The sequence below is a fragment of the Burkholderia sp. 22088 genome (genome assembly GCF_052045915.1).
Lineage (GTDB): Bacteria > Pseudomonadota > Gammaproteobacteria > Burkholderiales > Burkholderiaceae > Burkholderia > Burkholderia cepacia.
In genome coordinates this window covers 66,176-88,802 of the sequence record NZ_JBQEPY010000013.1, presented here as the reverse complement: position 1 = coordinate 88,802, position 22,627 = coordinate 66,176, and the positions used below count along the sequence as shown (strand labels likewise).

Annotated in this window: 19 protein-coding genes; 12 read left to right on the top strand and 7 right to left on the bottom strand. The window is 67.7% G+C overall.

Annotated features, from left to right (window positions below; all coding sequences use genetic code 11):
• The first annotated feature begins 86 nt into the window (after positions 1-86).
• The 4 genes from ACTJLD_RS24415 to ACTJLD_RS24400 all read left to right on the top strand — a co-directional run bounded on the left by ACTJLD_RS24415 (position 87) and on the right by ACTJLD_RS24400 (position 3,341).
• Positions 87-1,571 (top strand): DegQ family serine endoprotease, encoded by a 1,485-nt coding sequence (locus ACTJLD_RS24415; protein ID WP_059699986.1) that lies wholly within the window; start codon positions 87-89, stop codon positions 1,569-1,571.
• Between the two features lie 104 nt (positions 1,572-1,675).
• Entirely contained in the window at positions 1,676-2,113 is a 438-nt protein-coding gene (locus ACTJLD_RS24410; RefSeq protein ID WP_027789234.1) for a carboxypeptidase-like regulatory domain-containing protein, read from the top strand.
• A gap of 132 nt (positions 2,114-2,245) precedes the next feature.
• Positions 2,246-2,605 (top strand): DUF427 domain-containing protein, encoded by a 360-nt coding sequence (locus ACTJLD_RS24405; RefSeq protein ID WP_027789235.1) that lies wholly within the window; start codon positions 2,246-2,248, stop codon positions 2,603-2,605.
• Positions 2,606-2,633: 28 nt separating this feature from the next.
• Positions 2,634-3,341 (top strand): CoxG family protein, encoded by a 708-nt coding sequence (locus ACTJLD_RS24400; protein ID WP_136472386.1) that lies wholly within the window; start codon positions 2,634-2,636, stop codon positions 3,339-3,341.
• Between the two features lie 41 nt (positions 3,342-3,382).
• Here the strand turns inward: ACTJLD_RS24400 and ACTJLD_RS24395 are convergent, their stop codons facing one another.
• A complete protein-coding gene (locus tag ACTJLD_RS24395; protein ID WP_060313414.1) occupies positions 3,383-4,396 on the bottom strand; it encodes a helix-turn-helix domain-containing protein in 1,014 nt (337 codons plus the stop codon).
• Between the two features lie 152 nt (positions 4,397-4,548).
• On the opposite strand from ACTJLD_RS24395, the gene ACTJLD_RS24390 reads away from it, so the two are divergent.
• Positions 4,549-5,214: a cysteine hydrolase family protein gene (locus tag ACTJLD_RS24390; protein ID WP_060357073.1), complete on the top strand. Its 666-nt coding sequence runs from the start codon at positions 4,549-4,551 to the stop codon at positions 5,212-5,214.
• A gap of 100 nt (positions 5,215-5,314) precedes the next feature.
• On the opposite strand, the gene ACTJLD_RS24385 is transcribed toward ACTJLD_RS24390, so the two are convergent.
• Positions 5,315-5,956, bottom strand: coding sequence for a TetR family transcriptional regulator (locus ACTJLD_RS24385; RefSeq protein WP_027789239.1), 642 nt, complete (start codon positions 5,954-5,956; stop codon positions 5,315-5,317).
• Between the two features lie 402 nt (positions 5,957-6,358).
• Between ACTJLD_RS24385 and ACTJLD_RS24380 the strand changes: the two genes are divergently transcribed.
• Genes ACTJLD_RS24380 through ACTJLD_RS24370 form a run of 3 tightly spaced genes read left to right on the top strand, consistent with a single transcriptional unit; the run spans position 6,359 to position 12,375 of the window.
• The gene (locus ACTJLD_RS24380; protein ID WP_440659803.1) at positions 6,359-7,636 is read left to right on the top strand and encodes an efflux RND transporter periplasmic adaptor subunit; all 1,278 of its coding nucleotides are present in this window, start codon (positions 6,359-6,361) and stop codon (positions 7,634-7,636) included.
• 15 nt (positions 7,637-7,651) lie between these two features.
• Entirely contained in the window at positions 7,652-10,852 is a 3,201-nt protein-coding gene (gene bpeB, locus ACTJLD_RS24375) for an efflux RND transporter permease BpeB (RefSeq protein ID WP_027789241.1), read from the top strand.
• Positions 10,852-12,375, top strand: coding sequence for an efflux transporter outer membrane subunit (locus ACTJLD_RS24370; protein ID WP_440659802.1), 1,524 nt, complete (start codon positions 10,852-10,854; stop codon positions 12,373-12,375). The genes bpeB and ACTJLD_RS24370 overlap by 1 nt, the downstream gene beginning before the upstream one ends.
• A 359-nt stretch (positions 12,376-12,734) precedes the next feature.
• On the opposite strand, the gene ACTJLD_RS24365 is transcribed toward ACTJLD_RS24370, so the two are convergent.
• A complete protein-coding gene (locus ACTJLD_RS24365; protein ID WP_021159518.1) occupies positions 12,735-14,111 on the bottom strand; it encodes a nucleobase:cation symporter-2 family protein in 1,377 nt (458 codons plus the stop codon).
• Positions 14,112-14,549: 438 nt separating this feature from the next.
• Between ACTJLD_RS24365 and ACTJLD_RS24360 the strand changes: the two genes are divergently transcribed.
• The 3 genes from ACTJLD_RS24360 (at position 14,550) to fghA (ending at position 18,278) form a co-directional block, all read left to right on the top strand.
• On the top strand, positions 14,550-16,031 hold the full coding sequence (locus tag ACTJLD_RS24360; protein WP_440659800.1) for a xylulokinase: 1,482 nt from the start codon (positions 14,550-14,552) through the stop codon (positions 16,029-16,031).
• Positions 16,032-16,306: 275 nt separating this feature from the next.
• On the top strand, positions 16,307-17,413 hold the full coding sequence (locus ACTJLD_RS24355) for an S-(hydroxymethyl)glutathione dehydrogenase/class III alcohol dehydrogenase (protein WP_006483756.1): 1,107 nt from the start codon (positions 16,307-16,309) through the stop codon (positions 17,411-17,413).
• A 16-nt stretch (positions 17,414-17,429) separates the two neighbouring features.
• Entirely contained in the window at positions 17,430-18,278 is an 849-nt protein-coding gene (gene fghA / locus ACTJLD_RS24350) for an S-formylglutathione hydrolase (protein WP_021159522.1), read from the top strand.
• A 131-nt stretch (positions 18,279-18,409) separates the two neighbouring features.
• Here fghA and ACTJLD_RS24345 read toward each other — a convergent pair whose 3' ends face one another.
• Genes ACTJLD_RS24345 through ACTJLD_RS24330 form a run of 4 tightly spaced genes read right to left on the bottom strand, consistent with a single transcriptional unit; the run spans position 18,410 to position 21,522 of the window.
• Positions 18,410-19,192 carry a metal ABC transporter permease gene (locus tag ACTJLD_RS24345; RefSeq protein WP_027789245.1) on the bottom strand — a complete coding sequence of 261 codons (783 nt, stop codon included), beginning with the start codon at positions 19,190-19,192 and terminating at the stop codon, positions 18,410-18,412.
• Entirely contained in the window at positions 19,185-20,075 is an 891-nt protein-coding gene (locus tag ACTJLD_RS24340) for an ABC transporter ATP-binding protein (RefSeq protein WP_059692641.1), read from the bottom strand. The genes ACTJLD_RS24345 and ACTJLD_RS24340 overlap by 8 nt, the downstream gene beginning before the upstream one ends.
• 14 nt (positions 20,076-20,089) lie before the next feature.
• Complete coding sequence (locus ACTJLD_RS24335; protein WP_440659798.1) at positions 20,090-21,013, bottom strand: metal ABC transporter solute-binding protein, Zn/Mn family; 924 nt, start codon at positions 21,011-21,013, stop codon at positions 20,090-20,092.
• 47 nt (positions 21,014-21,060) lie between these two features.
• Entirely contained in the window at positions 21,061-21,522 is a 462-nt protein-coding gene (locus ACTJLD_RS24330; RefSeq protein WP_011546084.1) for a Fur family transcriptional regulator, read from the bottom strand.
• A gap of 328 nt (positions 21,523-21,850) precedes the next feature.
• Between ACTJLD_RS24330 and ACTJLD_RS24325 the strand changes: the two genes are divergently transcribed.
• A complete protein-coding gene (locus ACTJLD_RS24325; protein WP_027789248.1) occupies positions 21,851-22,627 on the top strand; it encodes an L-iditol 2-dehydrogenase in 777 nt (258 codons plus the stop codon).

The following is a 22,627-nucleotide window of genomic DNA, read 5'->3' as shown; positions in this document are numbered from 1 at the left end:
GGCCGCTTAAGCCCCGCTTAAGGCTGATTAAGCCTCCTTTAAGTCAGGGTCGTTACGCTGCGTCCTAACAAAGAGGAGGTCCTACGATGAACACCCGATTCCTTGCGCGCGGCGCCGTCGCGGTCGCCGTGGCGGCCGCCCTGTCCGCCGGTTATGTTGCCGGCACCCGCCGCGCCGATCCGCAAATCATCACGCCCGCGCAGGCTGCCGCGCTGATGCCGGCCGAAGCGGCCGCCAAGACCGGCATTCCCGATTTCTCCGGGCTCGTCGAGACTTACGGCCCGGCGGTGGTGAACATCAGCGCGAAGCACGTCGTGAAGCAGGTGTCGCGGCGCGTGCCGCAGCCGCAACTGCCGATCGATCCGAGCGATCCGTTCTACCAGTTCTTCAAGCACTTCTACGGCCAGGTGCCGGGCATGGGCGGCGACGCGCAACCGGACGACCAGCCGAGCGCGAGCCTCGGTTCCGGGTTCGTCATCAGCTCCGACGGGTACATCCTCACCAATGCGCACGTGATCGACGGCGCGAACGTCGTCACGGTCAAGCTGACCGACAAGCGCGAATACAAGGCGAAGGTCGTCGGCTCGGACAAGCAGTCGGACGTCGCGGTGCTGAAGATCGATGCGAGCGGCCTGCCGACCGTGAAGATCGGCGACCCGGCGCAGAGCAAGGTCGGCCAGTGGGTCGTCGCGATCGGCTCGCCGTACGGCTTCGACAACACGGTCACGTCGGGCATCATCAGCGCGAAGTCGCGCGCGCTGCCGGACGAGAACTACACGCCGTTCATCCAGACCGACGTGCCGGTGAACCCCGGCAACTCGGGCGGCCCGCTGTTCAACCTGCAGGGCGAGGTGATCGGCATCAACTCGATGATCTATTCGCAGACGGGCGGCTTCCAGGGCCTGTCGTTCGCGATCCCGATCAACGAGGCGATCAAGGTGAAGGACGAACTCGTGAAGACGGGCCACGTGAGCCGCGGCCGCCTCGGCGTCGCCGTGCAGGGGCTGAACCAGACGCTCGCGAGCTCGTTCGGACTGCAGAAGCCGGACGGCGCGCTCGTCAGCTCGGTCGATCCGAACGGCCCGGCCGCGAAGGCCGGCCTGCAGCCGGGTGACGTGATCCTGTCGGTCAACGGCTCGCCGGTTGCCGATTCGACGTCGCTGCCCGCGCAGATCGCGAACCTGAAGCCGGGTTCGAAGGCCGACCTGCAGATCTGGCGCGACAAGTCGAAGAAGTCGATCAGCGTGACGCTCGGCGCGATGGCCGATGCGAAGCTCGCGTCGAACGACGGCGGGCCCGTCGAGCAGGGGCGCCTGGGCGTCGCGGTGCGTCCGCTGTCGCCGCAGGAGCGCAGCGCCGACAACCTGTCGCACGGCCTGATCGTGCAGCAGGCCGGCGGGCCGGCCGCCAACGCGGGCATCCAGCCCGGCGACGTGATCCTCGCGGTCAACGGCCGCCCGGTCACGAGCGCCGAGCAGTTGCGCGACGCGGTCAAGGGCGCGGGCAACAGTCTTGCTCTCCTGATCCAGCGCGATAATGCCCAGATCTTCGTGCCGGTCGACCTGAGCTGACCGGCCACGGCCGACGGCCGGCCAGGCCGGCCGCGGCGGGCGCCGCCGCCGCTCGAATGCGTGACGCAGCGCCCTGTATGTGTTCCGACCCCAAGGAGAGAGCCATGCAATATCTACGCAACGTGTCCCGATTTGCCGTCGCCGCGGCGCTGGCCGCCGGCCTCGCGGCCGGAGCGACCGGCGCGTACGCGCAGTCGGACGGCTTGCCCGCCGCGGGCCAGCAGGGCGACGTCACCTTCGTGTCCGGCGGCGTCGGGCAGGACGAATCGACGGCGTTCCAGCGCAACGAGCCGAAATGGCCGCTGGCGCTGCGCTTCACCGGCAAGGGCGGCGAGTTCCTGGCCGACGTTCATGTGCGGATCGTCGACGGCAAGGGCGACGAGGTGCTGAAGACCGACGCGCGCGGGCCGTACATGCTCGTGAAGGTGCCGCCGGGCCGCTATACGGTGCATGCGTCGTACCAGGGCAACGAGGAATCCCGCGCCGTCACGGTCGGCGCGAAGGGCGGCGCGAAGACGGCGTTCCAGTGGAGCGCGCAGTAGCCTGCCGCGCGCGGCGCCGGCCCGGGTCGCGCATTCGGCTGCGGTTTCGCCCATAATGAAAGCCACGGCACCCGTGCCGTGGCTTTTTCGTTTCCTGAGCCCGGCCTGCCCGGGTCGTCCCAAGGAGAAACGATGTCCGACGCAGCCGACCCTCGTCTCGAAATCGTGCCGAACCGTCATCGCGTGCGCGTGATCCATCGCGGCATCACGTACGCCGATTCGCACGGCGCGCTGACCGTGCGCGAAACGGGTCTGCCGGACACCCACTACCTGCCGCGCCGCGACGTCAACATGCGCCGGCTCGTGAAATCCGGTGTCACGTCGGTCTGCCCGTTCAGGGGCGAGGCCGTGCACTTCGACTTGCAGACGGAAGACGGCGTGATCGAGAACGCCGCATGGAGTTACGAGGAACCGAAGGGGGCGGCGTCGGCGCTCGCGCTCTACGTCGCCTTCGACGCCGCACGGATCGACAGTCTCGTCGAGACATCCTGATGCGGCGCGCGTTCATCGGGGAGGCGTCATGGAACTGAACGACACATTGCGCATACCGCTCGCGCCGCCCGTCGTGCGGGCGGCATTCGAGGATCTCGCGCTGCTGCGCGCGAGCTTCGATCATTGCGAATCGTTCGTGAAGCTTGCGGACGGCGAGTTCGCGCTGACGATCACGGTGCCGCTCGGCCCGCTGCGCGCCCGCTACGACGTGCGTGCGCATGCGGCCGCCGAGCAGGGCGATGCGGAAGGTCAGCCGCGCCGCGTGCTCAATTTCAAGGCGCGGGCCGACGGGCTCGGCGCGCTGCGCGGCCAGGTCGAACTCGTGCTGATGCCGGATGACGACGCGAACGCCACGCGTATCGAGTACGTGGTCTGGGCGACGGCGAGCGGCCCGCTCACCGAGCTGCCGGGGCGGCAGATCGAAAATACGCTGCGCGAATGGACCGACGATTTCTTCCGTGAATTCTGCGCGGTCGTGCAGGCGAAGCACGGTCTCGCACCGAATCGCGCGCGCTCGGCCGCGCCGCGGCGCCAGCACGTGTTCCTGCGGCCGGCGTCGCTGGTGGCCGCGACGAAGCGGGCGCTGCCACAGCACCTCGGCGGCGCGCTGACCGGGCGTGCCGCCAGCGCGCTCCCGCATCGCGGCTCCGGCACGGTGCCCGTGTGGGCGTGGGCCGCGATGATCGTCTTCGTCGCGCTGCTGCTCTACGCGGCGCGCTGGATCAACGGCGGCTGAGCGGCCGGCCGTTTCCGCTGCAAGGCTCGCCCGCCGCGCGCCTACCGGGCGGCATCGGCGCCGGCTCCGGCGCCGCGAAATTCCCTTCGATACGCCGACGGCGACGTGCCGAGCGCGCCCGCGAAATGCTGGCGCAGCGACACGCTCGACCCGTAGCCGGCTGCCTGCGCGATCGCATCGATCGACTGCCCGGTGGTTTCCAGCAGATGCTGCGCGCGCGCCAGCCGCTCGGCCTGCAGCCACGCGGTGACGGTCGTGCCGGTCGCCTGGCGGAAGTGGCGCGTGAACGTGCGCCGGCTCATCAGCACGCGGTCGGCGAGCGAATCGACGCTGTGCGCGGCGTCGAGGTGCGCGCGCACCCAGTCGAGCAGGCCCGCGAGCCGCGCATCGCGCGGGTGCGCGGCGACCGGCTGCGGCACGTATTGCGCCTGCCCGCCCTGACGGTGCGGCGGGATCACGAGGCGGCGCGCGATCTGGTTCGCGGCGTCCGAGCCGAAGCGCCGCCGCACGACGTGCAGGCAGCAGTCGAGCCCCGCGGCCGTGCCGGCCGACGTCATCAGGTTGCCGTCGTCCACGTACAGCACGTCCGGATCGAGCTTCACGCGCGGGAAGCGTTGTGCGAAGTCGTCGGCCCATGCCCAGTGCGTGGTGGCCGGGCGGCCGTCGAGCAAGCCGGCCGCGGCGAGCACGTACGCGCCGAGGCACAGCCCGACGAGTTGCGCGCCGCGCGCGGCGACCGCACGGACGGCGTCGAGCAGCACGTCGGGCGGCGCTTCGTCCGGGTCGCGCCACGCCGGCACGATGACGATGTCCGCGTCGTCGAGCCCGTCGAGGCCGTAGGGCGCGGTGATCGTGAAACCGCCCGTCGTCGACAGGGGGCCGCGCTCGGCCGAGCAGACGCGGAACTCGAACGCGGGCGACGCGGCCGCGTCGCGTTCCTTGCCGAACACGACGGACGGCACCGACAGGTGGAACGGGCTGATGCCGTCGTACGCGATCACGGCAACGACGGTCGGAGCGGTCGGGGCGGGCCGGGTGGACGAGGCGGCGGTCATGGCGGGCTCCGGATTGGTGATGGCCCGATTCTATCGAAGAATGGCTATCGGGCCACTGTCCACGTGAGCGTCGCGCCCCGACAATGCATCGCATCGCGCCGCTGACCACCCCGTTCCGGGGCGGGGCTGCGCCCCTGAACCAGGAGCCCGCCATGTCGAACGCCGTCCCGCATTCCGTTTCCCATTCCGCTACCCGCCGCGCGCTGATCGTGATCGACGTCCAGAACGAGTACGTGACGGGCAACCTGCCGATCGAATATCCGCCGCTCGACGTGTCGCTCGCGAACATCGGCCGCGCGATCGATGCCGCGCATGCGGCCGGCGTGCCCGTGATCGTCGTCCAGCACGTCGCGCCGGCCGGCGCGCCGATCTTCGCGCCCGGCACCGACGGCGTCGCGCTGCACGCGGTCGTCGCCGGCCGGCCGTACGCACACCTGATCGAGAAGACGCGCGCAAGCTCGTTTGCCGGGACCGACCTTGCGGCGTGGCTCGATGCGCACGGGATCGACACGCTCGCGGTGGCCGGCTACATGACGCACAACTGCAATGCGTCGACGGTCTATCACGCGGCGCATGCGGGGCTGAATGTCGAATACCTGAACGACGCGACGGGCACGCTGCCTTACGAGAACGAAGCAGGCGCGGCGAGCGCCGAGGAGATTCACCGCGCGTACGCGGTGGTGTTCCAGTCGAATTTCGCGGCCGTGATGTCCACCGATGCGTGGATCGCGGGGCTGGCAGGTACGCCGATGCCGAAGCGCGATTCGGTCGCCGCGTCGAACCGGCGGGCCCGCGCGCAACGCGCGAAGGCGGCTTGAACCGGGCGGGGAGAAGGGGCGGCGGGCAGGCCGTCGGCGAGATTGGCGGCCCGCGCGATGAAACGAAGATCCGAACCGCGGGCGAACGCGCGTCGCGCGGTCATTCGCCGTCCTTCAGCATCGCCGGGCTGTAGCGCAGCATGTCGAAACAGCCGTCGACGAGCTTTTCCGCATGCTGCTCGGCGTCGATCTCGTCGGGCAGCATCAGCATGTCGCGCACGAAACCGCTGACGAGCGTGTGCAGCATCAACGTCGCGCGCCACGTATCGAGCCGCTCGGGCAGCAGCTTGAGCCGCACGGCCCCCGCGAGATCGGCGTCGATCGCGTGCAGTGCCTCGCTCATCCCCGCGCGGTTGCGCTGCAGCAGCGGCTCCAGGTCCGCGACGTATTCGCACTTCATGAACAGGATGCTGAACACGCGGCGCAACTGCGCGTCGCGCTGCACGCCGAGCAGGCACCAGATCAGGATCTGGCGGATCTTGTCGAGCGGATTGCCGCCCGGCGCGTCGAGCGGCATCCGCTTCAACTCGTCGATCGGCAGAAATACGCGGTCGAACATTGCGTCGAACAGTTCGCTCTTGTTCGCGAAATGCCAGTAGATTGCGCCGCGCGTCACGCCGGCATGTTGCGCGATGTCCGCGAGCGACGTGTGCGACACGCCTTTCTCGAAGAACACGTGCTCGGCGGCGTCGAGAATGCGATTGCGCGTCTCGAGCGCCTCCTCCTTGGTACGTCTGACCATGTGCAGGCCTGATTGGATCGATCGTAGGTGAATATAGGGTCTGCAACCCCCGGCGCGGTCGTATAGACTGGCTATGCTCGCGGCTGGTAACAATCTGTAAGACTGGACAGCCGGTCGCGCACAAACGGGCTTTTTACATACATTCATGAATGTATATACAATACCACCCTACGATCGAATGACCCAAGTGGCAATCAGTTAATATCCCACTCTGCTGATTCCCGCCAAAGTACCAGTCCGCAGTTGCGGGGCATCCTGTCGGCACGGAGGTTTCGTGCCGCTTGCTGTATCTAGCAGTCCAGTAATTCAGGTGTTCGATCTGCGCCGTGAGGCGCATCCGTGTTGCGCTCGCTCCGGTCGGGTGCGGCACTTATTCCATTGGTTATACACAGAGGTCGCTCCATGCGCGTCGAACGGGTTCCATACCGCTTAATCACTGTCGCGACGGCCGCCGTTTTCCTGGCCGCGTGCGGGAAAAAAGAATCGGCACCGCCGCCGCAAACGCCGGAAGTCGGCGTCGTCACCGTCCAGCCGCAAGCCGTACCGGTCTTCACCGACCTGCCGGGTCGCACCAGCGCGTTCCTCGTCGCGCAGGTCCGCGCGCGGGTCGACGGCATCGTGCTGCGCCGTGAATTCACCGAAGGCACCGACGTCAAGGCCGGTCAGCGCCTCTACAAGATCGACCCGGCGCCTTACATCGCCGCGCTGAACAGCGCGAAGGCAACGCTCGCGAAGGCGCAGGCGAACCTCGTCACGCAGAACGCGCTGGTCGCACGCTACAAGGTGCTGGTGGCCGCGAACGCGGTCAGCAAGCAGGACTACGACAACGCGGTGGCCACGCAAGGCCAGGCCGCGGCGGACGTCGCGGCTGGCAAGGCGGCGGTCGATACCGCGCAGATCAACCTCGGCTATACCGATGTCGTGTCGCCGATCACCGGCCGCGTCGGCATCTCGCAGGTGACGCCGGGCGCGTACGTGCAGGCGAGCCAGGCGACGCTGATGTCGACGGTGCAGCAGCTCGACCCGGTGTATGTGGACCTCACGCAATCGAGCCTCGAAGGGCTGAAGCTGCGCCAGGACGTGCAGAGCGGCCGCCTGAAGACGTCCGGCCCGGGCGCGGCGAAGGTGACGCTGATCCTGGAAGACGGCAAGACCTATTCGGAGCCGGGCAAGCTGCAGTTCTCGGACGTGACGGTCGACCAGACCACCGGCTCGGTGACGATCCGCGCGGTCTTCCCGAACCCGGGCAAGGTGCTGCTGCCGGGCATGTTCGTGCGTGCACGGATCGAGGAAGGCGTGAACGAGAACGCGTTCCTGGTGCCGCAGATCGGCGTCACGCATGACCAGAAGGGTCAGGCGATCGCGATGGTGGTGAACGCCAGCAACAAGGTCGAGCCGCGTCCGCTGAAGACGACGGGCATGCAGGGCCCGAACTGGGTGGTCGAAGGTGGTCTGCAAGCGGGTGATCACGTGATCGTGCAGGGCGTCGACAAGGTGCGCCCGGGGGCGACCGTGAAGACGGTCCCCGCGCAGCTCGCACCGGCGGCCGATGCCGCGTCGGGTGCGGCTGCCGCGTCCGCCGCGCCGGCTGCCGCCGGTTCCGGCGCCGCTGCCGCTTCCGGTGCTGCCGCATCGGGCGCTGCGCCGGCGAGTGCTGCCGCTGCTTCGAGCGCGCAATAACAGGGAGCCTGTTTCATGGCAAAGTTTTTTATCGATCGCCCGATCTTCGCGTGGGTGATCGCCATCATCCTGATGCTGGCCGGGGTTGCGGCGATCTTCACGCTGCCGATCTCGCAGTATCCGACGATCGCACCGCCATCGATCCAGATCACCGCGAACTACCCGGGCGCTTCCGCGAAGACGGTGGAAGACACGGTGACGCAGGTGATCGAGCAGCAGATGAGCGGTCTCGACAACTTCCTGTACATGTCGTCGACCAGTGACGACTCGGGCAACGCGACGATCACGCTGACCTTCGCGCCGGGTACCAACGCCGACATCGCGCAGGTCCAGGTGCAGAACAAGCTGTCGCTCGCGACGCCGATCCTGCCGCAGGTCGTGCAGCAGCTCGGCCTCTCGGTGACGAAGTCGAGCAGCAGCTTCCTGCTGGTGCTCGCCTTCAACTCCGAAGACGGCAGCATGAACAAGTACGACCTCGCGAACTTCGTGGCGTCGCACGTGAAGGATCCGATCAGCCGGTTGAACGGCGTCGGTACCGTCACGCTGTTCGGCTCGCAGTACGCGATGCGGATCTGGCTCGACCCGAACCGCCTGACGAACTACGGCCTCACGCCGGTCGACGTCAGCTCCGCGATCACCGCGCAGAACGTGCAGATCGCGGGCGGCCAGATCGGCGGCACGCCGGCGAAGCCGGGCACCATGCTGCAGGCGACGATCACCGAATCGACGCTGCTGCAGACGCCCGAGCAGTTCGGCAACATCCTGCTGAAGGTCAACCAGGACGGCTCGCAGGTTCGCCTGAAGGACGTCGCGCAGATCGGCCTCGGCGGCGAAAACTACAACTTCGACACGAAGTACAACGGTCAGCCGACCGCGGCACTCGGTATCCAGCTCGCGACCAACGCGAACGCGCTCGCAACCGCGAAGGCCGTGCGCGCGAAGATCGACGAACTGGCACCGTTCTTCCCGCACGGCCTCGTCGTGAAGTACCCGTACGACACGACGCCGTTCGTGAAGCTGTCGATCGAGGAAGTGGTCAAGACGCTGCTCGAAGGTATCGTGCTCGTGTTCCTCGTGATGTATCTGTTCCTGCAGAACCTGCGGGCAACGATCATCCCGACGATCGCGGTGCCGGTCGTGCTGCTCGGCACGTTCGCGATCATGTCGATGGTGGGCTTCTCGATCAACACGCTGTCGATGTTCGGCCTCGTGCTCGCGATCGGCCTGCTGGTCGACGATGCGATCGTGGTGGTGGAGAACGTCGAGCGCGTGATGGCGGAGGAGGGCCTGTCACCGAAGGAGGCGACCCGCAAGGCGATGGGCCAGATCACCGGCGCACTCGTCGGCGTGGCGCTGGTGCTGTCGGCGGTGTTCGTGCCGGTGGCGTTCTCGGGCGGTTCGGTCGGCGCAATTTATCGCCAGTTCTCGCTGACGATCGTGTCGGCGATGGTGCTGTCGGTGCTCGTCGCGTTGATTCTGACGCCGGCACTGTGCGCGACGATCCTCAAGCCGATCCCGCAAGGGCATCACGAAGAGAAGAAGGGCTTCTTCGGCTGGTTCAACCGCACGTTCAACAACAGCCGCGACAAGTACCACGTCGGCGTGCACCACGTGATCAAGCGCTCGGGCCGCTGGCTCATCATCTATCTGGTCGTGATCGTCGCGGTTGGCCTGCTGTTCGTGCGCCTGCCGAAGTCGTTCCTGCCCGATGAAGACCAGGGCCTGATGTTCGTGATCGTGCAGACGCCGTCGGGTTCGACGCAGGAAACGACCGCGAAGACGCTCGCGAACATTTCCGACTACCTGCTGAAGGACGAGAAGGAAATCGTCGAATCGGCGTTCACGGTCAACGGCTTCAGCTTCGCGGGCCGTGGCCAGAACTCCGGTCTCGTGTTCGTTCGCCTGAAGGACTACTCGCAGCGTCAGCATGCGAACCAGAAGGTGCAGGCGCTGATCGGCCGGATGTTCGGGCGCTACTCGGGTTACAAGGACGCAGTGGTGATCCCGTTCAACCCGCCGTCGATTCCTGAACTCGGTACGGCTGCCGGCTTCGACTTCGAACTGACCGACAACGCGGGTCTCGGCCACGATGCGCTGATGGCCGCGCGTAACCAGCTGCTCGGGATGGCCTCGAAGGATCCTACGCTGCAGGGCGTGCGCCCGAACGGCCTGAACGATACGCCGCAGTACAAGGTCGACATCGACCGCGAGAAGGCGAATGCGCTCGGCGTGACGGCGGATGCGATCGACCAGACGTTCTCGATCGCATGGGCATCGAAGTACGTGAACAACTTCCTGGATACCGACGGCCGGATCAAGAAGGTGTACGTGCAGTCGGATGCACCGTTCCGGATGACGCCGGAAGACCTGAACATCTGGTACGTGCGCAACGGGTCGGGCGGGATGGTGCCGTTCAGCTCGTTCGCGACCGGTCACTGGACGTACGGTTCGCCGAAGCTCGAGCGCTACAACGGCGTGTCGGCGATGGAAATCCAGGGCCAGGCCGCACCGGGCAAGTCGACCGGTCAGGCGATGGCCGCGATGGAAGGGCTCGCGAAGAAGCTGCCGGTCGGTATCGGCTATTCGTGGACCGGCCTGTCGTTCCAGGAAATCCAGTCCGGCTCGCAGGCGCCGATCCTGTACGCGATCTCGATCCTCGTCGTGTTCCTGTGTCTGGCGGCACTGTATGAAAGCTGGTCGATCCCGTTCTCGGTGATCATGGTGGTGCCGCTCGGCGTGATCGGTGCACTGCTTGCGGCGACGATGCGCGGTCTGGAAAACGACGTGTTCTTCCAGGTCGGCCTGCTGACTACCGTGGGCTTGTCCGCGAAGAACGCGATCCTGATCGTGGAGTTCGCGCGCGAACTGCAGCAGACGGAGAAGATGGGGCCGATCGAGGCCGCGCTGGAAGCGGCGCGCCTGCGGCTGCGTCCGATCCTGATGACGTCGCTCGCGTTCATTCTCGGTGTGATGCCGCTCGCGATCAGCAACGGCGCGGGTTCGGCCAGCCAGCACGCAATCGGTACGGGCGTGATCGGCGGGATGATCACGGCGACGTTCCTCGCGATCTTCATGATCCCGATGTTCTTCGTGAAGATCCGTGCGATCTTCAGCGGCGAGAAGGAAGACGTCGACGAGGCGCTGCGCCTGGCTCAGGAGCACTCGCACCACGAAGAGAAGCCGGGCAACGGCGACGAAGGCAACAAGGGACAGTGATGATGCAAAAACACGCTTTGACTGCAATCGCGGTCGCGCTCTTTGCCACGGGCTGCACGATGGCGCCGCATTACAAGCGGCCCGACGCGCCCGTCGCACAGGCGTACCCGGCCGGCGGCGTCTACGCGACGCAGCCGGGTGCGGCCGGCGCGCGCAGCGCGAACGGCCAGGCGGCGACCGCCATCGGCTGGCGCGAGTTCTTCGTCGATCCGCGCCTGCAGCGGCTGATCGAGATCGCGCTGAAAAACAACCGCGACCTGCGCGTGTCGGTGCTGAACATCGAGGCGGCGCGCGCGCAGTACCAGATCACGCGCGCGGAGCTGTTCCCGACGCTCGACGGCACAGGCACGGGCAGCATCCAGCGCGTGCCGCAAGGTCTGTCGCAGACGGGGGCGCCGTATATCTCGCGTTCCTACAACGTCGGTTTGTCCGCGTCGTGGGAGCTCGACCTGTTCGGCCGCGTGCAGAGCCTGAAGGACCAGGCGCTCGCGCAGTACCTGTCGACGTCGTACGCACGGCAGGCGTCGGAGATCTCGCTGGTGTCGCAGGTGGCGGACCAGTACCTGACGCTGCTGTCGACCGACGACCTGCTGAAGGTCACGGAGAACACGCTGAAGTCCGCTCAGGCGCAGTACGACCTGACGAAGCTGCAGTTCGACAACGGCACGGGCTCCGAGCTCGAGTTGCGTCAGGCGCAGACGGTGGTCGAGCAGGCGCTGTCGAACCAGCAGCAGCAGGCGCGTGCGCGCGCTCAGGCACTGAACATGCTGGTGCAACTGATCGGCGAGCCGCTGCCGGACGACCTGCCGGCAGGCATGCCGCTCGACGCGCAGAACCTGCTGACGGACGTGCCGGCCGGGTTGCCGTCGGATCTGCTGACGCGTCGTCCGGACGTGATGCAGGCCGAGCAGACGCTGCTGGCCGCGAATGCGAACATCGGCGCGGCGCGCGCGGCGTTCTTCCCGCGCATCTCGCTGACGGGCGCGTTCGGCACCGGCAGCCCGACGCTGGGCGGCCTGTTCAAGGCCGGCACGGCGGCGTGGTCATTCGCGCCGCAGATCACGATGCCGATCTTCGAAGGCGGGCAGAACATCGCGAACCTGAACCTCGCGAACGTGCAGAAACGCATCGAGATCGCGAACTACGAGAAGGCGATCCAGTCGGCATTCCGCGAAGTGGCGGATGGCCTGGCCGCACGCGGCACGTACGACCAGCAGATCGCGGCGCTCGAGCGCAACGAACACGCGCAGCAGCGACGTTTCGACCTGTCGGACCTGCGTTACAAGAACGGCGTCGACAGCTACCTGTCGGTGCTGACCGCGCAGACGGATCTGTACTCGGCACAGCAGACGCTGATCAACGCACGTCTGGCGCGCTGGACGAACCTCGTCACGCTGTACCGCGCATTGGGCGGCGGGTGGATCCAGCGGGCCGGCGAGACGCCGCGCGCGCCGGATGCGCCGGTCGACTACGACAAGGCGTCCGCTCCGGCGCCTGCGTCGTCGTCGACGACGAACGGGTAAGTGAAAGGCGGGGCAGGAGCGGGCAACTGCTTCTGCCTGCCGAACCGGCGAGATGCAAAAGCGAAAACGCCACGGATGAAAATCCGTGGCGTTTTCTTTTGTGCGGCCGGGTCGTGCGAGACCACGACGGTTGGCGTGACGATGACTGCATCGGATGCCGCCGATGCCGATCTCGGCAGATACGCGTCCAGGCGCGATCAACCGATCACCCGATCAACCAGGCCGCCTGCACCGCATCGCAGGCAGCCACCCCTCGCGCGCGAGGAACCCCGCGTAGCCCGGCTCCGCCAAGCAAAAACGCCACGGCATGCCGTGGCGTTTTCCGTTACCGCTTCGCGCCGTCGTCCGGCGCGTCGTGATCAGTGATGCACGTCGGCCGGGCGGCCGTCGAAGTCGTGTCCGGCGCGGCGGATCTCGCAGCGCGCATCCTTCTCGCCTTTCACGCCGTTGAACACGATGTTCAGGATCACGGCCGATGCCGACGCCAGCAGGATGCCGCTGTGCAGGATCGGGGCGAGCGCGGGCGGCAGCTTCGAGAAGAAGTGCGGCGACACGACCGGCACGAGGCCCATGCCGACGCTCACGGCGACGATGAACAGGTTGTGCGAGTTGTTCACGAAGTCGACCTTCGACAGCACCTTGATGCCGTTCGCGGCCACCATCCCGAACATCACGATGCCCGCACCGCCGAGCACGAACGGCGGCACCGATGCGACCACCTGCGCCATCTTCGGGAACAGGCCGAGCAGCACGAGAATCACGCCGCCCGTCGCACACACGAACCGGCTCTTCACGCCCGTCACGCCGATCAGGCCGACGTTCTGCGAGAACGACGTATGCGGGAACGAGTTGAAGATGCCGCCGATCAGCGTGCCGAGGCCGTCGACGCGCAGGCCGCGCACGAGGCGCTCCTGGTTGACCGGACGATCGACCATGTCGCCGACCGCGAGGAACATGCCGGTCGATTCGATGAACGTGACGAACATCACCGTGACCATCGTCACGATCGACAGCGGGTCGAAGTGCGGCATGCCGAAGTGGAACGGCATCACGATGCCGACCCACGGTGCGTGCGCGACGCCGTCGGTATTCACGCGGCCGATCGCGAACGCGATCGCGAAGCCGGCGACGATGCCGAGCAGCACCGAGATGTTCGCGATGAAACCGCGGCCGAACTTGTTGATCAGCAGGATCAGCGTCAGCACGAGCAGCGACAGGCCGAGATAGACGGGGCTGCCGTACTCGGGGTTGCCGACGCCGCCGGCCGCCCAGTTGATGCCGACTTCCATCAGCGACAGCCCGATCACCGCGATCACGGTGCCGACCACCACCGGCGGGAAGAACCGCAACAGCTTGCCGATCATCGGCGCGAGCACGATACCGATGATGCCGGCCGCGATCGTCGAGCCGAAGATGTCGAGAATGCCGAGGCCGGGGTTCGTGCCGATCGCGATCATCGGGCCGACTGCCGCGAACGTGCAGCCCATGATGACGGGCAGGCGGATCCCGAAGATCCACAGGCCCAGCGTCTGGATCAGCGTGGCGATGCCGCACGAAAACAGATCGGCGCTGATCAGGAACGCGATCTGGTCTTTCGGCAGCTTGAGTGCGGCGCCAACGATAAGCGGCACGGCAACAGCGCCGGCGTACATGACGAGGACGTGTTGCAGGCCAAGCGTTACCAGCTTGCCGGTCGGCAGCACCTCATCGCACGGATGGACCGTGTTCGATTGCATCTGTCTCACTCCATGATCTTGTTTTCGGGGTGATACGAAGTTATGCGGAATGAATCCACGCAACAAGAGCGCTGGGTACTATTCCGCTCTTTGCTGGTTCGATATGCCATTTCGGCATGAAACAGGGTGTCGATCATCGGGAAACTGCCGCAGGAGTGAGGGTTCCCGGTTTTATAGCCCTTCAAAATAGCGCTGGCCCCCATGTCAAATATCGGCCGCTTTATGGTGTGTATCGGGCGGGGCGCATAGCGGCAAAAAGTGCCTGGGGAAAATCGTGCCGGGTTAACCCGCGAGCGGCCGCTTTCACCGCCAACGTGCAGCCGGGTGAAATCCGGCAGGCCATGGCGATTTCGGCCGGCGCGGCGGCGGCAAAAGACGGGGCGCGCATCGCGATCCCGTTATCATCGACATCCGTTCATTCGAATTCGCCCTCACGTCATGCGCCTGCTCGGAATCGACCTCGGCACCGGCTCCGTCAAACTCGTCACGCTCGATGCCGACGGCGTCGAGCGTGCGGTCGCGAGCGAACCTTATGCGCTGTCGTCACCGCAGCCCGGCTGGGCCGAGATCGCGCCCGACACGTGGTGGCAGGCGCTGGTGCGCGCGGCCGCGCGGTTGCCGGCCGGCGAGCGTGCGCAGGTGGCGGCGATCGGGTTCTCGGGGCAGATGCACGGCGTCGTGCTGATCGACGCGGCCGGGCAGCCGGTGCGGCCCGCGCTGCTGTGGCCCGACACGCGGGCGGTGCGCGAAGCGGATGAGGCAGGCCGGCCCGTCACGGGATCGCCCGTCGCCGGATTGCCCGTCGCCGGATTGCCCGTCGCCCCGAACCCCGTCGCGCCGGGTATGGCCGGCCCGCTGTTGCGCTGGCTGGCCGCTCACGAACCCGATGCGCTGCGCGCCGCGCGCTGGGCCGTGCAGCCGAAGGACTGGTTGCGCATCGCGCTGGGCGGCGAAGTCGCGGCCGATCCGAGCGACGCGTGCGCGACCGCGCTCGCGACGCCCGACGGCGCATGGGATCTCGCATTGATCGACGCACTCGGCCTGCCGGCCGACCGGTTCGCATCGGTGCAGCCGTCGACCGCGCGCTGCGGCACGCTCGGCGCACCGGCTGCGGCGGCACTCGGCCTGCCGGCCGGCGTGCCGCTGGCGACGGGCGCGGCCGACACCGCATGCGCGGCCCTCGGCAGCGGGCTCGCCGCCGCCGGCGATGCGCTGCTGACGACGGGCAGCGGCGGCCAGATCGTCGTGCTTGCGGATGTGCTGCCGCCCGTGCGACGCGGGCTGCATCGCTATCGCGCGGCGGCCGGCGGCGGTTATTACACGATGGCCGCGATGCAGAACGTCGGGCTCGCGCTCGAAGCCGTGCGCGGCTGGCTCGGCTACGCGCAGTGGGCCGATGCGTACGACGATGCGTTCGCGCAGGCTGCGTCGGAACGTCTGTGCTTCCTGCCTTACCTGACGGGCGAACGTTCACCGTGGATGAACCCCGACGCGCGCGGCGGCTGGCTCGGCCTCGGGCTCGGCGACACGCGCGGCGCGATGATGCGCGCCGCGTTCGAAGGCGTCGCGTTCGCGTTGCGCGCCGGGCTCGATGCGATCCGCGATGCCGACCGCGGCGACCCGGTGACGACGCTGCGTCTCGCGGGCGGCGGCTCGGTCGATCCGCGCTGGCGCCAGCTGCTTGCCGACTCGCTGGGTGCGTCGCTTCACGCGATCGACTGCCCGAACGCCGCGACGCGCGGCGCCGCGCTGCTGGCGGGTGTCGCGATCGGGCACTGGCGGGAAGACGCGCTGCACGCGCTGGCGCCGGCCGCGGCGCGGGTTGCCGAGCCGCGCGACGATCGCTCGCTGGCCGCACGCCACGCGCGCTTCATCGACCTGTATGCCCGGACGGATGCATGGTTCACGACGGGCGCTTAAAATCGGGCACTTGTTCTTTTGCGTCAGCGATGACGCATCGTGGCAAGCCGGCGGCCGTTTCCCGCACGCGATGCGCGGCGGAACCGGCCATCATGGCGAGCACGAGATTCTTTCGCCGTGCCGCGCGCGACGCCGCGCGGCATGGTTTCGACCGCTTTGCATGGAACCCGGTGCGAAGCATTGGGCCGGCGTCGGTGCTGGCGCACCCAGGCCGGTCGACATGAGCGCCGACGCGCGAACCCGGGCCGACCTCACACACAGACAGGAGTCACACGATGAAGACGAAAGCCGCGATTGCATGGAAGGCGGGCGCACCGCTGACGATCGAGGAAGTCGATCTCGAAGGGCCGCGCGCAGGCGAAGTGCTGATCGAGGTGAAGGCGACGGGCATCTGCCACACCGACTACTACACGCTGTCGGGCGCCGATCCGGAAGGGATCTTCCCGGCGATCCTCGGCCATGAAGGCGCGGGCGTCGTGGTCGACGTCGGCCCCGGCGTCGGCACCGTGAGGAAGGGCGACCACGTGATTCCGCTCTACACGCCCGAATGCCGCGAGTGCAAGTTCTGCCTGTCGCGCAAGACCAACCTGTGCCAGAAGATCCGCGCGACGCAGGGCAAGGGCCTGATGCCCGATGCGACGTCGCGCTTCTCGCTCGACGGCAAGCCGCTGTTCCACTACATGGGCACGTCGACGTTCTCGAACTACATCGTCGTGCCGGAGATCGCGGTCGCGAAGGTGCGCGAGGACGCGCCGTTCGACAAGATCTGCTACATCGGCTGCGGCGTGACGACGGGCGTCGGCGCGGTCGTGTACTCGGCGAAGGTCGAGGCCGGCGCGAACGTCGTCGTGTTCGGCCTCGGCGGGATCGGCCTGAACGTGATCCAGGGCGCGAAGATGGTCGGCGCGGACAAGATCATCGGCGTCGACATCAACCCGAAGCGCGTCGAGCTCGCGAAGAAGTTCGGGATGACGCACTTCATCAACCCGAACGAAGTCGAGAACGTGGTCGACCACATCGTGCAGCTGACCGACGGCGGCGCGGATTACTCGTTCGAATGCGTGGGCAACGTGAAGCTGATGCGCCAGGCGCTCGAGTGCACGCACAAGGGCTGGGGCCAGTCGTTCATCATCGGCGTGGCGGCAGCGGGCGAGGAAATCAGCACGCGTCCGTTCCAGCTGGTGACGGGCCGCGAGTGGAAGGGTTCGGCGTTCGGCGGCGCACGCGGCCGCACCGACGTGCCGAAGATCGTCGACTGGTACATGGAAGGCAAGATCAACATCGACGACCTGATCACGCATACGCTGCCGCTCGAGCGGATCAACGAAGGCTTCGACCTGATGAAGGCCGGCGAGTCGATCCGTTCGGTCGTGCTGTACTGACCGGGAGCGCACCGCGATGCTCGAACTCGTTTCCTCGCATGCGTGCCACGGCGGCGAGCAGCGTTTCTACCGTCACGATTCGGCGGCCATCGGCCTGCCGATGAAGTTCTCGGTGTACCTGCCGCCGCAGGCCGCGCACGGCCGCGTGCCGGCGCTGTTCTATCTCGCGGGGCTCACGTGCACCGACGAGACGTTCGCGATCAAGGCCGGCGCGCAGCAATACGCGGCGCAGCACGGCATCGCGCTCGTGATGCCGGACACGAGCCCGCGCGGCGCGGGCGTGCCGGGCGAGACTGACGCGTGGGACTTCGGCGTCGGCGCGGGCTTCTATGTCGACGCGACCGAAGCGCCGTGGTCCGCGCATTACCGGATGGAGTCGTACGTGACGGGCGAGCTGCGCGAACTCGTCACGGCCGAACTGCCGATCGACGGCGCGCGGCTCGGGATCTTCGGTCATTCGATGGGCGGGCACGGCGCGCTGACGCTTGCGCTGCGTCATCCCGGGCTGTACCGGTCGGTATCGGCGTTCGCGCCGATCGCCGCGCCGACACGCTGCCCGTGGGGCGAGAAGGCCTTCTCGGGCTACCTCGGCGCCGATCGCGACGCCTGGAAGGCACACGACGCGAGCGAACTCGTCGCGCGCGCCGATGCGCCGAAGTTCGCGGACGGTATCCTCGTCGATCAGGGCCTCGCGGATCAGTTCCTCGCGAACCAGCTCAACCCCGACGTGTTCGAAGCCGCGTGCGCGAAGGCCGGCCAGCCGCTGACGCTGCGCCGCCATCCGGGCTACGACCACGGGTACTACTTCATCTCGACGTTCATCGCCGATCACATCGCGCATCACGCGCGCGTGCTCGCGCGATGAGCGGGAAGGGGAGCACATAACGCACACGGCGGCACGCGGCGACATACGGCGCGCCGCACGAGCGGGTGCATGAAAAAACGCCGGCGCTGCCCTCGGGCACGCCGGCGTTTTTCATGGTCGTCGGGCGTCGATCAGTGGCGCCGCAACAGGCTTGCGCCGTACACGAGCGCCGACAGCGCGGTGATCCAGAAACTCGTCGGCCAGTCGGTGTGATACGCGAGCACGATGCCGAGCCATGCCTCGAACAACGCAAACAGCGCGGCGAGCAGCACGCCGGTCGACAGCCGCGTCGTCACGTTCTGCGCGGCGGCAGCCGGCCCGACCAGCAGCGTGAACACCAGCAGCACGCCGACGATCTGCGTGGCCGCGGCCACGGCGAGCGCGCACACCGCGAGGAACAGCATCGACACCGTGCGCAGCGACACGCCCTTGGCTTCGGCCAGTTCGGGCTGCAGCGACGCGAACAGCAGCGGCCGCGCGATCAGCGCGAGCGCGAGCAGGCTCACGGCGCCGATGCCGGCGAGCACCGCGAGCGTGTCGTGGCTCACCGCGAGCACGTTGCCGAACAGCAGCGCGGTGACCTGCGTCGCGAACGACGTGTAGAAATGCAGGAACAGCAGGCCGAAACCCAGCGCACCCGACAGGATCACGCCGATCGCGACGTCGCGGCCCGCGAGCTTTTCGCCGAGCGCGCCCATCCCGATCCCGGCCGCGAGCGTGAAACCGACCATCCCCCAGATCGGCGAGATGCCGAGCAGCACTGCACCTGTCGCGCCGGTGAAGCCGACGTGCGACAGCGCATGGCCGGCGAAGGTCTGCCCGCGCAGCACCAGGAAGTAGCCGACGATGCCCGCGAGCACCGCGACGATCCCCGACGCCGCGAAGGCGTTGATCATGAAGTCGTATTCAAACATCGTGCGAGTGCCCGGGATGAGCGTGTCCGTGGTGGTGATGGCCGTGGCCGCCGCCACCGCCGTGCGAGTGGCCGTCGTCGTCCTCGTGTTCGTGGTCGTGCTTCTCGATCTCGACGTCGCCCGACATCACGAAGATCTTGCCGTTCACGCGCATCACGTCGATCGGCGATCCGTAGAGCCGCGACAGCACGGGCTTCGTGATCACCTCGTCGACGGTGCCGAGCGCCGCGACGCCGTTGCCGAGATACAGCACACGGTCGAGTGCGTTCAGCAACGGATTCAGTTCGTGCGCGGAGAACAGCACGGTGATGCCGAGCTCGCGCTGCACGTTGCGCACGAGCTCGACGACGCCGCGCTGGTGGTTCGGGTCGAGGCTGATCAGCGGCTCGTCGAGCAGCAGCAGCTTCGGGCTGCCGAGCAGGCATTGCGCGAGCAGCAGGCGCTGCCGCTCGCCGCCGGACAGTTCCGACAGCGGCCGGCGGGCAAGCGTCGGGCCGCCGACGAGATCGAGCACGCGGTCGACGTCGCGGCGCGTCGCCGCGTTCGTGTGCGGCAGCCCCCAGCGGTGGCCGTCGGCGGCCATCGCGACGAAGTCGTAGCCGCGCATCCGGCGGTTCGCGAGGCCGCTGCGAATCTGCGGCATGTAGCCGATCGACGCGTTGCCGCGTACGACCGGCACGCCGCCGACGGACAGCGTGCCGGCCGACACGGGCACGAGGCCGAGCACCGCGCGCATCAGCGTCGTCTTGCCCGCGCCGTTCGGCCCGAGCACGCCGACGAATTCGCCGGGTTCGATCGCGAAGCTGACGTCGCGCAGGATCGTGCGTCCGCCCAGTTCGAGCGTGACGCGATCGACGGCGAGTGCGTGGGGAGTGGCGGTCATGGCGTTACGGTTGTTTATTTCTTGCCGGCGGCGAGCGCGGCCGAGAGCGCGTCGAGCTGGCCGGCCATCCATTGCTGGAAAGTCTTGCCGGCCGGCTGCGTCTCGGTGACGCTGACGGTCGGCACGCCGCCGTCGCGTGCGATCTTCAGCATGCGCTTGGTCATCGGTTCTTCGGCCTGGCTGTTGTAGATCAGCGCGCGTACCTGCTTCTTGCGCAGGTCGTTCTCGAACGCGGCGACGTCCTGCGCGCTGGCTTCGGTGTCGTTCATCGTCGCGAGCTGGAAGCGCTGGTTGCGCATGTCGAGGCCGATCGCGTCGGACAGGTAGCCGAACACCGGCTCGGTGGCCGTCACCGGCACGCCCTTGTACTGCGCGCGCAGCGTGGCGACCTTGTCGTCGACGGGCTTCAGCGACGCGACGAACTTCTGCAGGTTCGCATCGTATTCGGCCTTGTTCGCCGGATCGGCGCGGCCGAGTTCGGCCGCGATCGCGCGTGCGGCGGCCGGCATCGTCGCCGGGTCGTACCACAGGTGCGGGTTGTCGCCGGCCTTCTTGCCGACCAGGTCGGCGACGACGATCGTCGCGCGCTTCGCCTGCTTCGACGCGCCGAGCAGCTTGCTCATCCACGGATCGTAGTTCGCGCCGTTGTAGATCACGACCTGCGCGTGCTGGAGCGCGCGGGCCGTCTTCGGGCTCGCTTCGAACAGGTGCGGATCCTGGTCGGGATTGCTGAGGATGCTCGTCACCGCGACATGGCTGCCGCCGATCTGCGACGCGACGTCGCCGTAGAAATTCTCGGCGGCGACGACGTTGACGGTCGCGGCCTGCGCGAACGCGGGCGCCGCGAGCGACAGCGCGGCGGCCGTGGAGACGGCAGCGGCGAGCCAGCGGACAGGCGTCAGGGCGCGCCGCGGCGCGCGCTTCAGGGCAATGGGCATGGAACTCCTCGTTGGAAGGGGGCGGCGCGTGTGCCGCCCGATACGCGTCAGCGCTGCGCGGGCTTGCGCTTGCAGTGTCCGCACAGGCCGCTCAGCTCGACGACCTGATGGTGGACTTCGAAACCGTGCGCGGGCTCGCTCGCGGACAACTGCTTCGCGAGGTCGCCGCCGGGAATCTCGACGGTGTCGCCGCACGAATCGCAGATCAGGAACTGGCCTTCGTGCGGGACGCCGATCTCGCAGCACGCGAAGAACGCGTTCTTCGATTCGATCCGGTGGATGAAGCCGTGCTCGACGAGGAAATCCAGCGCGCGGTAGACGGTCGTGGGCGGCACGCGGCCGCGCTGCGGCTCGAGCTCGGCGAGCAGGTCGTACGCGCCGATCGGGCGCTGCGCGGCCAGCACGCGTTCGTAGACCTGGCGGCGCAGCGGCGTCCACGCGAGCCCGTGCTCGGCGGCGAATGCGTCGGCCCGGGACAGCCGGGCGTCAATGGACGATGAGGTAGCCATGGCGTGAAGCTGGGCGTGAAACAAAGTATGGCGATGATATAACGTATCGCCGCGCCGTGCAGCGCGAATTCCCCTTTTCGTCGTCGCTCCGTCCCCTTCATCGCCGATCCGACCGCGCCGCACCGCGCGCGCCGCGCCTTGCCGGGCGCGCGTGGCGGGCCGCCGCGGTGCGCCGTTGTGCCGCAGCGCATCATAGAAAGCCGTCATGTTGCCTTGACAGCGCGAATCGCGTATCCGATCATTCGATCAACAAGAGAGCAATTGATCGGTCGGCGAGCGTTAGTTCATCTCGCGGCCGTCGTAAAGCAGAACGAACCGGAGACAGCCAGTGAGACTGGAAGACAAGGTCGCGATCCTGACGGGCGCCGCAAGCGGCATCGGCGAGGCGGTCGCGCAACGCTATCTGGACGAGGGCGCGCGCTGCGTACTCGTCGACCTGAAGCCTGCCAGCGGCTCGCTCGCGCGGCTCATCGAAGCGAACCCCGGCCGCGCGGTGGCCATCACCGCGGACGTCACGCGCCGCGACGACATCGAGCGCATCGTCGCCACGGCGGTCGAGCGCTTCGGCGGCGTCGACATCCTGTTCAACAACGCGGCGCTGTTCGACATGCGGCCGATCCTCGACGAATCGTGGGACGTGTTCGACCGGCTGTTCGCGGTCAACGTGAAAGGGCTGTTCTTCCTGATGCAGGCCGTCGCGCAGCGGATGGTCGAGCAGGGGCGCGGCGGCAAGATCGTCAACATGTCGTCGCAGGCCGGGCGTCGCGGCGAGGCGCTCGTTTCGCACTACTGCGCGACCAAGGCCGCGGTGATCAGCTACACGCAGTCGGCCGCGCTCGCGCTCGCGCCGCACCGGATCAACGTGAACGGCATCGCGCCCGGCGTCGTCGACACGCCGATGTGGGAGCAGGTCGATGCGCTGTTCGCGCGCTACGAGAACCGGCCGCTCGGCGAGAAGAAGCGGCTCGTGGGCGAAGCCGTGCCGCTCGGCCGCATGGGCGTGCCGGGCGACCTGACGGGCGCCGCGCTGTTCCTCGCGTCGTCCGACGCCGACTACGTCACCGCCCAGACGCTGAACGTCGACGGCGGCAACTGGATGAGCTGA

Excerpts from the sequence above, each read along its gene's own strand:
- ACTJLD_RS24415 (WP_059699986.1), top strand. The coding sequence starts at position 87 with ATGAACACCCGATTCCTTGCGCGCGGCGCCGTCGCGGTCGCCGTGGCG.
- ACTJLD_RS24410 (WP_027789234.1), top strand. The coding sequence starts at position 1,676 with ATGCAATATCTACGCAACGTGTCCCGATTTGCCGTCGCCGCGGCGCTG.
- ACTJLD_RS24405 (WP_027789235.1), top strand. The coding sequence starts at position 2,246 with ATGTCCGACGCAGCCGACCCTCGTCTCGAAATCGTGCCGAACCGTCAT.
- ACTJLD_RS24400 (WP_136472386.1), top strand. The coding sequence starts at position 2,634 with ATGGAACTGAACGACACATTGCGCATACCGCTCGCGCCGCCCGTCGTG.
- ACTJLD_RS24395 (WP_060313414.1), bottom strand. The coding sequence starts at position 4,396 with ATGACCGCCGCCTCGTCCACCCGGCCCGCCCCGACCGCTCCGACCGTC.
- ACTJLD_RS24390 (WP_060357073.1), top strand. The coding sequence starts at position 4,549 with ATGTCGAACGCCGTCCCGCATTCCGTTTCCCATTCCGCTACCCGCCGC.
- ACTJLD_RS24385 (WP_027789239.1), bottom strand. The coding sequence starts at position 5,956 with ATGGTCAGACGTACCAAGGAGGAGGCGCTCGAGACGCGCAATCGCATT.
- ACTJLD_RS24380 (WP_440659803.1), top strand. The coding sequence starts at position 6,359 with ATGCGCGTCGAACGGGTTCCATACCGCTTAATCACTGTCGCGACGGCC.
- bpeB (WP_027789241.1), top strand. The coding sequence starts at position 7,652 with ATGGCAAAGTTTTTTATCGATCGCCCGATCTTCGCGTGGGTGATCGCC.
- ACTJLD_RS24370 (WP_440659802.1), top strand. The coding sequence starts at position 10,852 with ATGATGCAAAAACACGCTTTGACTGCAATCGCGGTCGCGCTCTTTGCC.
- ACTJLD_RS24365 (WP_021159518.1), bottom strand. The coding sequence starts at position 14,111 with ATGCAATCGAACACGGTCCATCCGTGCGATGAGGTGCTGCCGACCGGC.
- ACTJLD_RS24360 (WP_440659800.1), top strand. The coding sequence starts at position 14,550 with ATGCGCCTGCTCGGAATCGACCTCGGCACCGGCTCCGTCAAACTCGTC.
- ACTJLD_RS24355 (WP_006483756.1), top strand. The coding sequence starts at position 16,307 with ATGAAGACGAAAGCCGCGATTGCATGGAAGGCGGGCGCACCGCTGACG.
- fghA (WP_021159522.1), top strand. The coding sequence starts at position 17,430 with ATGCTCGAACTCGTTTCCTCGCATGCGTGCCACGGCGGCGAGCAGCGT.
- ACTJLD_RS24345 (WP_027789245.1), bottom strand. The coding sequence starts at position 19,192 with ATGTTTGAATACGACTTCATGATCAACGCCTTCGCGGCGTCGGGGATC.
- ACTJLD_RS24340 (WP_059692641.1), bottom strand. The coding sequence starts at position 20,075 with ATGACCGCCACTCCCCACGCACTCGCCGTCGATCGCGTCACGCTCGAA.
- ACTJLD_RS24335 (WP_440659798.1), bottom strand. The coding sequence starts at position 21,013 with ATGCCCATTGCCCTGAAGCGCGCGCCGCGGCGCGCCCTGACGCCTGTC.
- ACTJLD_RS24330 (WP_011546084.1), bottom strand. The coding sequence starts at position 21,522 with ATGGCTACCTCATCGTCCATTGACGCCCGGCTGTCCCGGGCCGACGCA.